The organism is Methylobacterium sp. BTF04 (assembly GCF_010692745.1).
Taxonomy (GTDB): domain Bacteria; phylum Pseudomonadota; class Alphaproteobacteria; order Rhizobiales; family Beijerinckiaceae; genus Methylobacterium.
Map to the genome: position 1 here is coordinate 1 of NZ_JAAHTB010000018.1, position 15484 is coordinate 15484.

Sequence of the window (15484 nt, forward strand, 5' to 3'; positions counted from 1 at the left end):
GGGTCTCCTCCCGCTGCCCCCGCTCTGGAAAACATAGAAACTGATAGATGGTCAGGGCGGCGAGCCAATCTAATTTCTTCGAAACGATCCATAGAAACAAATAATGACGAATGAGATGCAAAAATCACCTGAGTTTGAGTTGCAACCCCGGGGAGTGTACCTCCACTTATTTGCGTAAGAACCTTTGAAAAGTGCCTCTGTTTCGTTGGATGTTGATATAACTCCGGCTCTTCGATCGCAAGAATTAAGCCAGGCAACGCATATTGCTGCGTCAACTCCTTACCGACAGTTAAAGAATCTATATCCGAATCAGTATTCTGTTGTGAATCACTCTCAGAAGACGCTTTAGCTAAATGTTGAAGTAGCGTTAATATAAATGCTCTTTGTAAACCGTGCCCTTTCCGATCAACTGGCCCCTCAAAACCGTCCTCCTGTAATAAAACATCCGCGATCGGAAGTGGAACTACAAAATCTTCGGTTGCCTTCCATTTCAGAGCGACACCCGCATCGGAGTAGAATACTTGAAGTGTTTGAGTAAGGTCATTTGACAGCAAACCAAGCTCTTTCAACTTTGATGGATCAGTGAGCTCCCGATACTCGGTTGACGCTTTTTCTTGCCATTGTCGTATTTCAACTCTTTTTTGAATCGCGCTACGAACGACTAATTCCATCAAACGGGAGATGACGGCTCCGCGTGCATCAATTGCATCTGCGGAAACATCTCTAATCGCCGGTATAAAAACAAAACTAGTGGCTTTTTGAAGTGCTCCTTTAGCAACATTTGTGAAGCCAAAAAATTGACCGTCATCTCTCGCAAGTGAACAAAGATTTATATTGTGATTTTCCCACTCTCTCATCGCCGTCTCAACTTGATCAGCGGTCTTAGCTATTTCCAATTCTGAATATTTTTGATCTGCACCTATGAGAGCGTTAAATGCTTCTCGCTTGGGGATCGCTCCCGAAACGGAACGGACCTTTTGGAAATCGGGGCACTGTCGTGTCATTCCAAAATAGCGACCGTTTAATTTCGCGTCGTTCATATCGAAGACACGCACAACAGTCATTTCTCCATTATGAATTCTACTTTCAAATAAATTAGATTCAGATTCATTTAGATCACTAAATGTTATTGCAATTTCTATTGGATTATTCCAATCACGTCCAAAAAAATCATCAGGATCAACGGACGTTGATTTTCCATAAAACCGATCAATAGCCCTCAATATTGTCGATTTTCCAGCACCATTAGATCCGAGTATTGCAGTCTGCTTCTCAAACAGTATCTCCGCGTGCCGAATAGATCTATAATTACGAATATTTATTCTACGAATGATCATTTTGCCTTCTCAATCTCGGCGCTTACTCAGTTTGGAGGCACTCAGAGAGTTCGGCAACAAAATTATTCGATGTTCGTGTGATGTTCTCTAGATTCTGGGTGAAATCTTGAGGTATAAAAAGCACCCATCGCTTCGGGCGGTAGTAGAATTGTATTCTATTATTTGAATCTAAAATCAAAATATTATGGAGTTCCATTATGATAAATGTTGTTTCTAGCAATATAGAATCGGTTGGTCACGATAAAAAAAGCAATACTCTAACAATACTATTTAAAAACGGTGGCCAGTATGACTACGCCGGAGTTAGCGTAGATATTTTTTCAAGCTTTACTGGATGCTCCCTCAAAAGGAAAATACTTCCATCAGAATATTAAAGATGTATATTCCACGACTAAAATTAGATAGCCTACCAAAAGTATCTACCAGAAGTTGTAAATTTCTTTGGCGCGATGTTCGTCACTTTGCCGTTTGTGGTACGCGCAGCGACAAAACCAGTCGGAAGAAAAGATGCTAAGAAAAACAGCGGCACCTCATCGATAAATGTATGACGATCACAAAGGTCTGAATGATGCCGCTGTTCGAATAAATGCCGGTTTGCCAAATCCCCACCAAAGGCGTATAAGCTCGCCACCAACTCAAACCCAGAGTTTTTCGCGCCTCGTTTCGGAGACGAATTCAGGCCCTCGAAATTTCGTGTTAGGTTGGTCGGGAGGTGGCCGCGCAGATTCGCGTGGACCTCTGACATATAAGCCCGCAAGGGCGAAGGAATATGATGGCTGTCGGTACTGTTAAGTGGTTCAACGAGCAAAAGGGTTTTGGGTTCATCCAGCCGGATGACGGCGGCAACGATGTGTTCGTGCACATCTCGGCCGTCGAGCGTGCCGGCATGCGCGGCCTCGCCGAAGGCCAGAAGGTTTCCTACGAGATGGAAACCGACAAGCGCAGCGGCAAGCAGTCCGCCGGTAACCTCCAGACCGCGTGAGCCACTTCAGGCTCTGACCGGGCCTGACGTCTCAACAGGCCGCTCCCCTCACTGGGGAGCGGCTTCTTCGTGTTTTCGGGGCTTCGTTCCCCGAGCATCTTCCATCCGCGCAATCCAGGATCGTGTGTGAGCCAATTCAACGAAAACTCCATGACCGACCGCCTCAAGGCGGCCACGGAAGCCCGTCAGGCCGCGCTCGCGCGTTTTCGCGATCGTCCGGCCGCCGATGATCCGGCCGTGCTCGCCCGCAAGGCCGAGCGTGAGCAGATCGTCCGCGAGCGTGAAATTCGCGTCGCAGCCCGGGAAGAAGCCCGCGCCGCTGCCGATGCCCAGCGGATCGCCGAAGCCGATGCCGAGCGCGAGCGTCTCGCCGCCGAGGCCATTCGTGCCGCCGAAGAGAAGATCGAACAGGCCGCCGCTGCTCGCATCGAGCAGAAGACCCTTCGCGATGCCCGCTATGCGGCCCGCAAGGCCAAGGCGCGCAAGTAGTCAAGGCACTCACGTCGCATCGGCGATCGCGCTCGGGTTTCCTCTTTCGTTTCGGAACAGGAGCCCGCGCCGGTCCGGCCGGCGCTGCGAAGTCCTTCGGCCGAAGCGGTCTCGTCTTTCGAGATCTTTTGGCCAGACAGGCGCGGATTTCAGGTCCGCGTACGACGCGAGGCGCGCGGTCCAGCGCCGGCTCAAGTCACGGGAGACCCTCCATGTCCCATAAGTTCAAGCTCGGCCAGCGCGTGCGCCGTTCGCGCATCGGCTACGCCGACGCCAAGACCGATACCGGGGACGTCTTCGAGATCGTCCGCCTCGTCCCCGAGGACCAGACCGGCGAGCCGTTCTACCGCATCAAGTCCGGCACCGGCGAGCGCGCCGTGCGCGAAGGCGAGATCACCCTCGCCGGCTGATATGTCGGCCTGCAAAGGCGGGTGAGGCACTCACTCGTCGGTGCGGACCGCCTGACCGGAATCGATGGGTAGATGCGTCCCCTTCAATTCGTCTCCGGTGGGGAGACTGCGCGCGTCCCATCCGCCGCCGAGAGCGCGGATCAGCGAAACCGCAGTCGTGAAGCGGTTGAGCCGAATCTGCAGTGCGTTGACCTCGTTGTTGAGCGCGATCGCCTGGGCGGTGACCACGGTGGTGTAGTTCTGGGTCCCCGCCCGGTACTCGTTGAGCGTGATCTCGACCGCGCGCCGTGCCGAAACGACAGCTTCGTCCTGCGCCGCCTGCTGGCGGGCGAGAATGCGCACGCCGGCCAAGCCATTCTCGACCTCGCCGAAGGCGGTGAGCACGGTCTGGCGATAGTTCGCCACCGCGGCGTCATAAGCCGCGCGCGTGATGCGCAACGCGGCCGCACGGGCGCCCCCATCGAACAGAACCTCGGAGCCGGCGGCCGCCACCGACCAGATCTGGTTTGCGGCCGAGAACAGCCCGAGCGACGGATCCCCCGAAACACCACCCGACGCCGAGAGCGTCACCGTGGGGTAGAACGCCGCCACCGCGACGCCGATCTGCTCGCTCTGCGCCTGCACGTTACGCTCGGCCTGGGCGACGTCGGGCCGGCGCTCCAGCAAGGTCGAGGGGATGCCCACAGGCACCGGCGGCGGACGCACCGGCAGGAGAGCGACCGGTAAGGACAGCTCCGAGGGCGGGCGTCCGATCAGCGTGGCGATGGCGTGCTCGAAGATCGCCCGCTGCAGGCCGACCGCGATGGCCTGGGCCTGAGTCGATTGCAGCAGCGTCTGCGCGGTGATCACGTCCGAGCGGGCCGCCACCCCGGCATTGTACTGGTTCTCGGTGATCGCGAGGCTCTTCTTGTAGCCCGCGATGGTCTCGTCGAGGAGGCGCTGGAGCGAATCCTGGTAGCGCAGCGTCAGGTAATTGGTCGCGACTTCCGACTGGATCGTCAGGCGGACCAGGGCGAGGTCCGCCGCACTGGCCTGCGCGGTGGCGACTTCGCTCTCGATGTTACGGCGGATGCGGCCGAACAGGTCGAGCTCCCAGCTCGCCTGGCCCTGCAGCGAGACCGTGGTGCGCTCGATGCCACCCGCGCGTGACCGCGCGATACTCGGCGCGCCGATCACTGTGGGGAATAGGGCGGCGCGGGCCTGAGCCACGAAGCCGCGCGCCTGCTCGTAGGCGGCGACCTGGGCGCGGAGGGTCTGGCTGTCGACGTCGACGAGGCGGACCAGCCGGTCGAGGGCGGGGTCCCTGAACACCCGCCACCAGTCGCCGCGCTCGGCTCCGTCATTGGGCGCGGCCGGACGCCAGCCCTTTCGGCTCGCCACATAGGCCGCACTGTCCTCGCGCGCGCCGCCTTCCTTGAAGCCGAGCGGCGTCTCGACCGAAGGACGCGAATAGTCGGGCCCGACCATGCAGCCGGACACGGCTGTGGACAGGAGCAGGAGCGCGGCGAGGCGCGACACCGGCTTACCTCCCCCCATTGCGGGGACGGTCGCGCGCGCGCGACGGCCTGCCGAAACACTCAACCTCATTCGGCCGGGCTCAGCGCCACGCCGGCCGCGGGCTTCCGCCGCCGCAGACGGTCGAGATAGAGATAGACGACGGGCGTGGTGTAGAGGGTCAGGATCTGGCTCACGATGAGGCCGCCGACGATGGCGATGCCGAGGGGGCGGCGCAGTTCCGACCCCTCTCCGCCGGCGAGGATGAGGGGAAGCGCACCGAGCATGGCGGCCAAGGTTGTCATCATGATCGGGCGAAAGCGCAAGAGGCAGGCCTCGAAGATCGCCGCCTGCGGACTGGCCCCGCGCGTGCGCTCGGCATCGAGGGCGAAGTCGATCATCATGATGGCGTTCTTCTTCACGATGCCGATCAGCAGGAACACCGCGATCAGCGCGATCACGGTGAACTCGGTCCCCGACACCAGCAGCGCCAGCAGCGCGCCGATCCCGGCCGACGGCAGGGTGGACAGGATCGTGATTGGGTGGACGAAGCTTTCGTAGAGGATTCCGAGGATTGTGTAGACGGCGACGAGGGCGGCCAGGATCAGCAGCGGCTGGCGCGACGAGGATTCCTGGAAGCTCTTGGCCGAGCCCGCGAACTCGCCGTGGATGGTGGCGGGCAGCCGCAATTCGGTGATCGCCTCCTCGATGGCGGCGGTGGCATCCGACAGGCTCTTGCCGGGGGCGAGGTTGAACGAGATCGTGGTCGCCACGAACAGGCCCTGATGGCTCACCTGTACCGGTGCGTTGCCGGTCTCCAGCCGGGCGAAGGCCGAGAGCGGAATCATCGTTTCCTTGGCGCTCGATACCGGCGCCGCCGAGGAGGTGCCGCCCTTCGAACCTGAAATGGCATTGGCGGCGGCGTTGCGGGCGGAATCCCCTGCGATGGAGGCGGCGGTGGCGGTCGGGTCGACGACAGCGGTGGACGACACCGTGGTGGCATTGCCAGCCGCGTTGGTGTTGGTGGTGCCATTCGCCGCGACTGTCCCCGCCACCGCATTGGTGGTGGCTGACCCCCGTGCCTTGCCGCCCGAGGTCGAAACGTAGAGCATCTTCAGGGTGTCGGGGCTCTGGAGGTAGCGCGGCGCCACCTCCATCACGACGTGGTACTGGTTCAGCGGATTGTAGATCGTCGAGACCTGACGCTGGCCGAAGGCGTCGTAGAGGGTGTTGTCGATCTTGTCCGGGGTCAGGCCGTAGCGGAAGGCCGTGGCCCGGTCGATGACGAGGCGGCTCTCCAAGCCGCCCTCCTGCTGGTCGGAGGTGACGTCGGCGAAAAGCGGGTCCTTCTGGAGCGCCTGGACGAGCTTCGGCGCCGCCGCATAGAGCTCCTCCGCGGTGTCACCCTGGAGGGTGTACTGATAGGTGGCGAAGCTCTGTCGCCCGCCCATCCGCAGATCCTGGCGTGGGAACAGATAGAGCCGGGCACCCGCCACCTGGGCGAGCTTCGGACGCAGACGCGTCATTACTTCCGTAATGGCATCGCGCTCGCCCCGGGGCTTGAGCCCGACGAAGACGTTGGCGGAATTGGTGCCCCGCCCGCCGGTGAAGCCGACGACGCTGTCCACTGCCGGGTCGGCCTGCACGATGGCGGTGGCCTGCTCGAGCTTCTGCTTCATCGCCTGGAACGAGATGCGCTGGTCGGCTTGGATGCCGCCCATCATCTGCCCGGTATCCTGCTCGGGAAAGAAACCCTTGGGCACGATGATATAGAGGTAGACGTTGAGTCCGATCGTCGCGAGCAGCGTCAGCACGACGATGCGGCGGTGGCGCAACGCCACGCGCAGGGTGCGCTCGTAGCCCGACAGCATTCCTTCGAACCCCGCCTCGAGGCCGCGGATCAGGACATTGGGGCGCTGGCCCGGATCGTGAACCTCCGGCTTGAGGAGGAGCGCGCACATCATCGGCGTGGTGGTGAGCGAGAGCACCAGCGAGATGATGATCGCGAGAGACAGGGTGACGGCGAATTCCTGGAAGAGCCGCCCGACGATGCCGCCCATCAGCAGGATCGGCAGGAACACCGCCACCAGCGACAGGCTCATGGAAATCACGGTGAAGCCGACCTCGCGGGCGCCGAGCAGCGCCGCTTCCACCCGCGGCTTGCCCTGCTCGATGTGCCGCTGGATGTTTTCCAGGACGACGATGGCGTCGTCGACGACGAAGCCGGTGGCGATGATCAGAGCCATCAGCGACAGGATGTCGAGGCTGTAATCGAGCAGGTACATCGCCGAAAACGTGCCGACGATGGAGATCGGGACCGCCACCGCCGGAATCAGCGTGGCGCGCCCGGAGCGCAGGAACACGAACACCACGAAGATCACCAGCACGACGGCGATGATCAACGTCTCCTCGGTCTCCAGCAGGGAGGCGCGGATGGTGGCGCTGCGATCGCCGGTGATGGTGAGATCGATGTCGCCGGGCAGCGCCGCCTTCACCTGCGGAATCGCCTTCTTCAACCCGTCGATGGTGTCGACGACGTTGGAACCCGGCTGCTTGTAGATGAACAGGATCACGCCCTGCTTGCCGTTGACGAGGCCGAGGTTGCGCTTGTCCTCCACCGAATCCTCGACTTTGCCGACATCGGTGAGGCGCACGGCGGCGCCGTTGCGATAGGCCACGACGATGTCGCGATAATCGGCCGCCACCCGGCCCTGGTCGTTGGCATAGAGCTGGTAGTGACGGGTGTCGGTCTCGATGGACCCCTTGGGCGAGTTGGCATTGGCCGAGGCGAGCGCCGCGCGGATGCCTTCCAGGCCGATGCCGTAGTTGAACAGGGCGGTGGGATCGAGCTCCACCCGCACCGCCGGCAGCGACGATCCGCCGATATCGACATTGCCGACACCGGGAAGCTGGGACATCTTCTGCTGCACCACCGTCGCGGCGGAATCGTAGAGCTGCCCCGGCGACAGCGTGTCGGAGGTCAGCCCCAGGATGAGGATCGGAGCGTCGGCCGGATTGAACTTCCGGTAGGTCGGGTTCTGGCGCAACGCCGTGGGCAGATCGGCGCGGGCCGCGTTGATCGCCGCCTGGACGTCACGGGCCGCTCCGTCGATGTCGCGGTTGAGGCCGAACAACAGAACGATGCGCACCGAACCGACAGAACTCGTCGACGTCATCTCGGTGACGTCGGCGATGGCGCCGAGGCGCCGCTCGAGAGGAGCGGCCACGGTGGTGGCCATGGTGTCGGGCGAGGCCCCGGCCATCGCGGCCTGGACGAGGATGACCGGGAAGTCGACCTGCGGCAGCGGCGCCACCGGCAGCTTCAGAAACGCGAAGACGCCTGCCAGCAGTACGCCGATGGTCAGCAGCGTCGTGGCGACCGGGCGACGGATGAACGGTTCGGAGACGTTCATGGCGCGCCTCCAATTAGCCCGAGGCCGCGACCATCTCGGAGGCCGGGACCGCTCGACCTTAGGGGGTCTGCCACCGCCATCGGTAATACGGAGCGCGTGCCCCGTCTCCTAGAAGGAGAGTGATCGCAGGTGAATGCCCCGACGCCGTCGGAAATTCCATCCGCGATCGGTCCGCTTGCAATCGACCACCTCACGGCAGCGCCTCGACACGTCCCGTGCCGCCGTCACGCCGGCCAGTGAGACGGCGCTCGAGGCGGTCGAACGCCAGGTAGATCACCGGCGTGGTGAAGAGCGTAAGCACCTGACTGACGATCAGGCCGCCGGCGATGACGATGCCCAGAGGCTGGCGCAATTCCGCACCGACACCGGTGCCGGCGATGAGCGGCACGGCAGCGAACAGGGCGGCCAGCGTCGTCATCAGGATCGGGCGGAAGCGCAGGATGCAGGCCTCGTAGATCGCGTCGCGCGGGCTCATGCCCTCCTCGCGCTCGGCCTGGAGCGCGAAGTCGATCATCATGATCGCGTTCTTCTTCACGATGCCGATGAGGAGCACGATGCCGATGACCGCGATGATGTCGAGGGAAAGCCCGAACAGCATCAGGCCCAGAAGGGCACCGATTCCCGCCGAGGGCAGCGTCGAGAGGATCGTGATCGGGTGAATGAAGCTCTCGTAGAGCACGCCGAGCACGATGTAGACGGTGACGATGGCGGCGATGACGAGGAAGAGCTGGTTGGAAAGGGCGGACTGGAAGGCGAAGACCGAGCCCTGCGGCACCACGCGAAAACTCGGCGGCAGGTCGATCGCCTTGGCGGCCGCATCCACCGCGTCCACCGCATCGCCCAGGGCCGCGCCTGCGGCGAGGTTGAACGATACCGTGGTGGCGGGAAACTGGCCGAGATGGCTGATGAGCAGCGGCGCGCTGCGTTCGGTCACGGTGGCTACCGCCGAGAGCGGAACCTGCCCAGACGTCACCGTGGAAGATGGCAGGTAGATGTGCTCCAGGCTCTCGATGGTCTTGTGGAGCTCCGGGTCGGCCTCGAGGATCACCCGGTACTGGTTCGACTGGGTGAAGATCGTCGAGATGATGCGCTGGCCGAAGGCATCGTAGAGGGCGTTGTCGACGGTGGCCGGGGTGATGCCGTAGCGTCCGGCGGTGGCCCGATCGATGGTGACGTAGGCGGCCAGCCCACTCGCCTGGAGGTCGCTCGCGACGTCAGACAGCAGGGGCGAACGCTGCAATTCGCGTACGAAGCGCGGCACCCAGGTCTCGAATTCCGTGAGGTTCGGGTTCTCGAGGATCACTTGGTACTGGGTCGCGCTCACCGCTGTATCGATGGTCAGGTCCTGCACCGATTGCAGGTAGAGGCGGATGCCGGGCACATCGGTGGTGGCCGCCTTGATCCGCTCGATGATCTGGCTGGCACTCGCAGCCCGCGCGTCATGCGCTTTGAGGTTGATGAGGAAGCGGCCGGAATTCAGCGTGACGTTCTGACCGTCGACACCGATGAACGACGACAGGCTGGCGACATCCGGGTCCTTCAATACGATCGCCGCGAGCTTCTGCTGGCGCTCGGCCATGGCCGCATAGGAGACGGTCTGGTCGGCCTGGGTGATGCCCTGAATCACGCCGGTATCCTGCACCGGGAAAAACCCCTTGGGGATCACCACGAACAGGTAGGCGGTGAGCGCGACGGTACCGAGTGTCACCAGGAGGGTGATGCCCTGGTGGCGCAGGACCACGCGCAGCATGCGCCCGTAGCCGCCGATGATGCCGTCCATCCCACGCCGGGCGGTGCGCGCGATGAAGCCTTCGCGCCGCTCGGCCTCCGTTGCCGGCTTGGGCTTCAGGAGGCGCGCGCACAGCATCGGCACCAGGGTGAGCGACACCACCGCCGAGATGACGATGGTGGCCGCGAGCGTGATCGCGAATTCGTGGAACAGGCGCCCGACGACGTCGCCCATGAACAGCAGCGGGATCAGCACCGCGATCAGCGAGACGGTGAGCGAGATGATGGTGAAGCCGATCTCGCGCGAGCCCTTCAGCGCGGCCTCCAGCGGCGAATCCCCCTCCTCGACGTGGCGGGCGATGTTCTCGATGACCACGATGGCGTCGTCGACTACGAAGCCGGTGGCGATCGTGAGTGCCATCAGCGACAGGTTGTCGAGCGAGAAGCCATAGAGGTCCATGACCGCCAGCGAACCGATCAGCGAGAGCGGCACCGACAGACTCGGGATCAGCGTCGCCGAGAAGCTCCGCAGAAACAGGAAGATGACCAGCACCACGAGCCCGATGGCCAAAGCCAACTCGACCTGAACGTCGTGGACCGAGGCGCGGATCGTGGTGGTCCGGTCGGTGAGCACCGTCACGGTGATGGCCGCTGGCAGGGTCCCGCGGAGTTGGGGCAGCAGCGCCTTGATCTTGTCGACGGTACTGATGACGTTGGCGCCGGGCTGGCGCTGGATGTTGAGGATGACGGCCGGCGTCTGGTCCATCCAGGCGCCGAGCTTGGTGTTCTCGGGCCCGTTGACCACGTCGGCCACGTCGGACAGCTTCACCGGGGCGCCGTTCTTGTAGGCGATGATCGCGTCTTCGTAGGCCTTCGGGTCGCGGATCTGGTCGTTGGCATTGATGGCGTAGGACTGGGTCGGACCGTCGATGGTGCCTTTCGGCGTGTTGACGTTGAGGTTGGTGATCGTGGTGCGCAGATCGTCGATGTTGAGGCCGTAGGCCGCGAGCGCGCGGGCGTTGAAGCGCACCCGCACGGAGGGACGCTGGCCGCCACCGGTGCTGACGAGGCCGACACCGGCCACCTGGGAGATTTTCTGGGCGAGCCGGGTCTCGGCGAGATCGCGGACTTCCGTCAGCGGCATGGTCTTCGAGGTCAGCGCGAGGGTGAGCACCGGCGCGTCGGCCGGATTCACCTTGGCGTAGATCGGCGGGGCCGGCAGATCGGCGGGCAGCAGGTTACCAGCGGCGTTGATCGCCGCCTGGACCTGCTGTTCGGCGATGTCGAGGGGCAGGTCCAGGCTGAACTGTAGGGTGACGACGGAGGCGCCAGCCGAGCTTTGCGACGTCATCTGGTTGAGGTTGGCGAGCTGACCGAATTGCCGCTCCAGCGGTGCGGTCACCGCCGAGGTCATCACCTCGGGGCTGGCGCCCGGATAGAACGTCTGGATCTGGATCGTCGGGTAATCCACCGACGGTAGAGCCGAAACCGGCAGGTTGAGGTACGAGACCATGCCGACGAGCAGGATCGCCAGCATGAACAGCGTCGTGGCGACGGGCCGCAGGATGAAGAGGCGGGACGGGTTCATGGGGCGACCACGCCCATCCCTTCCACCCCTGCGGGGGGAGGGATATGCGCATCAATCGCATGGCGAACGTTCATCACTGAGCGGCCGGCCGCTGGCGGCGGCGTTCGCGCTTCTGGCCTTCGGGCGCGACGGCATCCGCCTTGGCGGCGTCGGCCTTGTCACCCTCCGTCGCCGGAGCGGCGGCGGGGGTCGGCGAGGCGGCATCCTTCGGCTTGCCGTCGTCGGTGATGCGCACGCTCGCCCCCTCGCGCAGGCGATCGGTGCCGTCGACCACCACCCGGTCGCCGACGCCGAGGCCCTTGGTGACGACGGTGCGGGCACCGTCCGCCTCGCCCAGGGTGATGGGGCGGACCACGACCTTATCGGTCCCGTCCATCAGGTAGACGTAGGTCCCGGGGGTGCCGCGGAGGATCGCGGACGTGGGCACAATGGGGGCGGCGCGCACCGTATCGACGATGAGCTTGGCGTTCACGAACTGGTTTGGAAACAGCGCGTCGTCCTGGTTCTCGAAGATCGCGCGCAGTTTCACGGTGCCGGTGGTGGTGTCGATCTGGTTGTCCACCGTGTCGAGGACGCCGGTAGCGATGGCGTTGGCATCACCGCGGTCATACGCGGTGACGCCGAGCTTGGCCCCGGCGCGCAGGCGCTTCATCACCCGCGAGACATCGTCCTCCGGCAGGGTGAAGAGCACGGAGATCGGATGCAGCTGCGTCACCACCACGAGGCTGGTGGAGGCAGCGGTGATGTAGTTGCCCTGGTCGATCTGGCGCAGGCCAACCCGGCCATCCACCGGCGAGGTAATGCGGGTATAGGCGATGTTGAGCTTCTGCTGGTCGACGATGGCCTGGTCGGCCGCCACCGTGCCCTCGTTCTGCTTGACCAGGGCGCCTTGCGTGTCGACGTTCTGCTTCGAGATCGAGTCCTGCTGGCTCAGGCGCTGGAAACGGGCGAGATCAAGCTTCGAATTCTGCAGCAGCGCCTGATCGCGCATGAGCTGCCCCTGGTATTGGGCGAGCAGCGCCTCGTAGGGCCGGGAATCGATCTGGGCGAGGAAGTCGCCCTTCTTCACCATCTGACCTTCGCGAAAGCCGATCTCGGTGAGGTAGCCGCTGATCTGCGAGCGCACAGTAACGGTGGCGAGCGGGGTCACCGTGCCGAGGCCCGCGAGCACGATCGGCACGTCGCCGGCCACCACCGTGGCGATACCCACCGCCTGGGCTGGCTCGCCACCATGGCGGCCGCCGCGACCGGCGCCCTTGCCGCGCGCCGCCGCCGTATCGGTCTGGCCCTCAGTCTTCGGCGCGTGGAAGTGTCGATACGCGGCGTAGCCGCCGCCCAGGAGCAGCAGAAGGAGGACGAACCACACCCAGCCACGGCCGCGCCGTGTCTTGACCGGTCTCGTCTGGCCCGGCGGCAGCGCATAGTCGCGCGCCGTCTCGGTGCGGATGGGGGAGCTCTCATTCATGGGTTCATGCCCCGGACGCGCGGCGCCCCGGTCCTCCCGGCAATGCGGATGGTCTCGGCCAGCCTGTTCAACGGTTTCCCAAGCTCCCTGACCGCATGCAAAACCGCATGCCGTTCGTTGGATTCAAGATAGGTTCCCGGTCGTCCGCGCGACAGATCGGAATGGCGTCGCACCTCCGCTCTGCACCGGAACGATGCAGCGGCATCGTCGCAGATCGGGAGGATCACACGGGCGACGCGGCGCCTCGCCCCTTCATCCCGCTTGCAGCACGGCATGATCACAACTCTGACGGGCCAATACGACACCAGTACGGCATCGAAGTTTCCCTCGTGTTGCTGCCCGGCGATCAGCCCCGCGACGGGCGTGAACGACGCTCAGGGCCGCTGGGAAGGGTCGTAGGCGCGGACGACATCACGATAGGACGCATCGACCGGCGCCACCGGGACGGCGAGCCGCAGGCCAAGGCCGAGCAGCGCGGTCACGAGAGCGAGGAGGAGACAGGTGCTGGTGCGCATCGCCAGGCCTCCTTGCCACAAAGACCGCGACGCAGACACGAAAAAAGGCCGCCGCGAGGGGCGACGACCTTCGAACGGAGAACGGACTGGAGTGGCGATCACCCGAGCGAAACGAGGGGGCGAAGTCCCGTCCAAGCGATCGCCGCTCCAGCCGTGAGCCAGAAAATAAATCACGACTGATGAATGTCAACATTCGTCAGTCATCTGCGGACCGGCTTTCGCCAGCCGCGTGCGGGCACGCACATTTCGCGGGCCGTTGGCCCCATGCTACGGAACGAGGGTGCGTGCGGCCGGTCTGGTCCCACGACCCTGGACCATCACCGCCAACCTGTTGACGCAGCTTATGAATTCCGTCTTCGCCGACCTGCCGACGACCGTGTTCACCGTGATGTCCGCCCTTGCCCGCGAATGCGGGGCGATCAATCTCGGCCAGGGATTTCCCGATGATCCAGGTCCCGAAGATGTCCGGCGCAAGGCGGCCGAGGCAGTGCTCGATGGCGACAATCAATATCCACCGATGATGGGATTGCCGCTTTTGCGCCAAGCCATCGCGACGCATTACGCCCACCATCAAGGGCTCGACCTCGATCCGCAGGCCGAGGTGATGGTGACGTCGGGCGCCACCGAGGCCATCGCGGCCGCCCTTCTGGCGTTGATCGCGCCGGGCGACGAGGTCGTGCTGTTCGCCCCCCTCTACGATGCCTACCTCCCCCTGGTCCGGCAGGCCGGCGGCATCGCCCGGATCGTCAACCTGAGCCCGCCGCATTTCCGGCTCGACGCGGACGCGCTGGACCAGGCCTTCTCGGACCGCACCAAGCTCGTCGTCCTCAACAACCCGCTGAATCCGAGCGCCACCACCTTTTCGCAGGCTGACCTGTCGCTGCTGGCGGAGGTATGCGTGCGCCACGACGTCATCGCCGTCTGCGACGAGGTCTGGGAGCACATCGTTTTCGATGGCGCCCGCCATGTCCCGTTGATGGCCTTGCCGGGCATGCGCGACCGGACGGTGAAGATCGGCTCGGCCGGCAAGATCTTCGGGCTCACCGGCTGGAAGGTCGGCTTCGTCATGGCCGCACCGCCGCTCCTCAAGGTGGTCGCCAACGCGCACCAGTTCCTCACCTTCACCACACCGCCCTGCCTGCAGGAGGCGGTCGCCTACGGGCTTGGAAAGGACGATGCCTACTTCACCGCCATGCGGGCGCGTTTGGCCCGCTCGCGCGACCGGTTGAGCGCCGGGTTGCGGGAGCGCGGGTTCACCGTGCTGCCCTCCTCCGGCACCTACTTCCTCAACGTCGACATCGCGCCACTGGGCTGGACCGACGACATCGCCTTCTGTGAACGATTGGTCCGCACCCATGGAGTCGCGGCGATTCCGGTGAGCGCCTTCTATGCCGACTCTCCGGTGTGCCACCTCGTGCGCCTGTGCTTCGCCAAGCGGGACGCCACCCTCGACGCGGCCCTCGACAGGCTGGACGCCGTAGTACGGAGGGCGGCATGATCGGCGGTTCCCCTCTCACGATGTCGCGGGGCGGGCCGCTTGCGGGCCGGGGCGGCCGAGGCCACATCGGAGGGCATGAGCACGATGCGCATCCCTCGGAGCCCGAGCATGGACTTCACGCAGACCGCCGGCGCCACCACCCGTTTTCGTCCCAAGGCCGACGACCGCGAGGCGACGCTGCTGCGCCTGGAAGCGTTCGCACACCTGATGGACACGGCATTCGTCATCCCGGGCATCAACAGGCGTGTGGGCCTCGACGCGCTGATCGGCCTCGTGCCGGTGATCGGCGACGTCGCCGGCATGCTGTTGTCCTCCTACGTGATCTACGAGGCGCGCCGCCTCGGCGTGCCGCGCTGGCTGATCGCCCGGATGGCGCTGAACGTGGCCTTCGATGGGGTAATCGGCTCGGTGCCGCTGGCCGGCGACATCTTCGACGCCGCCTTCAAGGCCAATCGGCGCAATGTCCGTCTGTTGCGTCGCCATCTCGAAAAGCACGGGGGGCTGCGCACCAACGAAATCGAAGGCAAAGCCGTGCACATCGACGGCTGAACGTCGTGCCGGTGGC

General features: G+C 63.6%; 12 protein-coding genes. 5 read left to right on the forward strand and 7 right to left on the reverse strand.

The window, feature by feature from the left end; all coding sequences use genetic code 11:
• A partial coding sequence (locus G3T14_RS12585; RefSeq protein ID WP_163642900.1) for an AAA family ATPase occupies positions 1–1337 on the reverse strand: 1337 nt, incomplete at its 3' end.
• 406 nt (positions 1338–1743) lie between these two features.
• Positions 1744–2199 carry a hypothetical protein gene (locus G3T14_RS12595; protein WP_163642899.1) on the reverse strand — a complete coding sequence of 152 codons (456 nt, stop codon included), beginning with the start codon at positions 2197–2199 and terminating at the stop codon, positions 1744–1746.
• Here G3T14_RS12595 and G3T14_RS12600 point away from each other — a divergent pair.
• The 3 genes from G3T14_RS12600 (at position 2110) to G3T14_RS12610 (ending at position 3218) form a co-directional block, all read left to right on the forward strand.
• Positions 2110–2319, forward strand: coding sequence for a cold-shock protein (locus tag G3T14_RS12600; RefSeq protein ID WP_056088410.1), 210 nt, complete (start codon positions 2110–2112; stop codon positions 2317–2319). The two genes, G3T14_RS12595 and G3T14_RS12600, sit on opposite strands and share 90 nt — an antisense overlap.
• A gap of 126 nt (positions 2320–2445) precedes the next feature.
• Positions 2446–2808, forward strand: a complete 363-nt coding sequence (locus G3T14_RS12605) for a DUF6481 family protein (protein WP_348645264.1) — start codon at positions 2446–2448, stop codon at positions 2806–2808.
• 212 nt (positions 2809–3020) lie between these two features.
• The gene (locus G3T14_RS12610) at positions 3021–3218 is read left to right on the forward strand and encodes a hypothetical protein (RefSeq protein ID WP_163642902.1); all 198 of its coding nucleotides are present in this window, start codon (positions 3021–3023) and stop codon (positions 3216–3218) included.
• A 30-nt stretch (positions 3219–3248) separates the two neighbouring features.
• On the opposite strand, the gene G3T14_RS12615 is transcribed toward G3T14_RS12610, so the two are convergent.
• The 5 genes from G3T14_RS12615 to G3T14_RS24720 form a co-directional block, all read right to left on the reverse strand.
• Entirely contained in the window at positions 3249–4754 is a 1506-nt protein-coding gene (locus tag G3T14_RS12615; RefSeq protein WP_163642903.1) for an efflux transporter outer membrane subunit, read from the reverse strand.
• A 47-nt stretch (positions 4755–4801) separates the two neighbouring features.
• Positions 4802–8125 (reverse strand): efflux RND transporter permease subunit, encoded by a 3324-nt coding sequence (locus tag G3T14_RS12620; protein WP_163642904.1) that lies wholly within the window; start codon positions 8123–8125, stop codon positions 4802–4804.
• Positions 8126–8315: 190 nt separating this feature from the next.
• The gene (locus G3T14_RS12625) at positions 8316–11441 is read right to left on the reverse strand and encodes an MdtB/MuxB family multidrug efflux RND transporter permease subunit (protein WP_163642905.1); all 3126 of its coding nucleotides are present in this window, start codon (positions 11439–11441) and stop codon (positions 8316–8318) included.
• A 73-nt stretch (positions 11442–11514) separates the two neighbouring features.
• Positions 11515–12906 carry an MdtA/MuxA family multidrug efflux RND transporter periplasmic adaptor subunit gene (locus G3T14_RS12630; protein WP_163642906.1) on the reverse strand — a complete coding sequence of 464 codons (1392 nt, stop codon included), beginning with the start codon at positions 12904–12906 and terminating at the stop codon, positions 11515–11517.
• Between the two features lie 374 nt (positions 12907–13280).
• Entirely contained in the window at positions 13281–13421 is a 141-nt protein-coding gene (locus G3T14_RS24720; RefSeq protein WP_204262835.1) for a hypothetical protein, read from the reverse strand.
• A gap of 343 nt (positions 13422–13764) precedes the next feature.
• On the opposite strand from G3T14_RS24720, the gene G3T14_RS12635 reads away from it, so the two are divergent.
• Positions 13765–14919 (forward strand): aminotransferase, encoded by a 1155-nt coding sequence (locus G3T14_RS12635; RefSeq protein ID WP_163642978.1) that lies wholly within the window; start codon positions 13765–13767, stop codon positions 14917–14919.
• Positions 14920–15027: 108 nt separating this feature from the next.
• The gene (locus tag G3T14_RS12640) at positions 15028–15468 is read left to right on the forward strand and encodes a DUF4112 domain-containing protein (RefSeq protein ID WP_163642907.1); all 441 of its coding nucleotides are present in this window, start codon (positions 15028–15030) and stop codon (positions 15466–15468) included.
• Positions 15469–15484 lie beyond the last annotated feature (16 nt).

Coding starts and splice junctions, on each gene's coding strand:
- G3T14_RS12600 (WP_056088410.1), top strand. CDS start 2,110: ATGGCTGTCGGTACTGTTAAGTGGTTCAACGAGCAAAAGGGTTTTGGG.
- G3T14_RS12630 (WP_163642906.1), bottom strand. CDS start 12,906: ATGAATGAGAGCTCCCCCATCCGCACCGAGACGGCGCGCGACTATGCG.
- G3T14_RS12625 (WP_163642905.1), bottom strand. CDS start 11,441: ATGAACCCGTCCCGCCTCTTCATCCTGCGGCCCGTCGCCACGACGCTG.
- G3T14_RS24720 (WP_204262835.1), bottom strand. CDS start 13,421: ATGCGCACCAGCACCTGTCTCCTCCTCGCTCTCGTGACCGCGCTGCTC.
- G3T14_RS12620 (WP_163642904.1), bottom strand. CDS start 8,125: ATGAACGTCTCCGAACCGTTCATCCGTCGCCCGGTCGCCACGACGCTG.
- G3T14_RS12610 (WP_163642902.1), top strand. CDS start 3,021: ATGTCCCATAAGTTCAAGCTCGGCCAGCGCGTGCGCCGTTCGCGCATC.
- G3T14_RS12640 (WP_163642907.1), top strand. CDS start 15,028: ATGGACTTCACGCAGACCGCCGGCGCCACCACCCGTTTTCGTCCCAAG.
- G3T14_RS12615 (WP_163642903.1), bottom strand. CDS start 4,754: ATGGGGGGAGGTAAGCCGGTGTCGCGCCTCGCCGCGCTCCTGCTCCTG.
- G3T14_RS12635 (WP_163642978.1), top strand. CDS start 13,765: ATGAATTCCGTCTTCGCCGACCTGCCGACGACCGTGTTCACCGTGATG.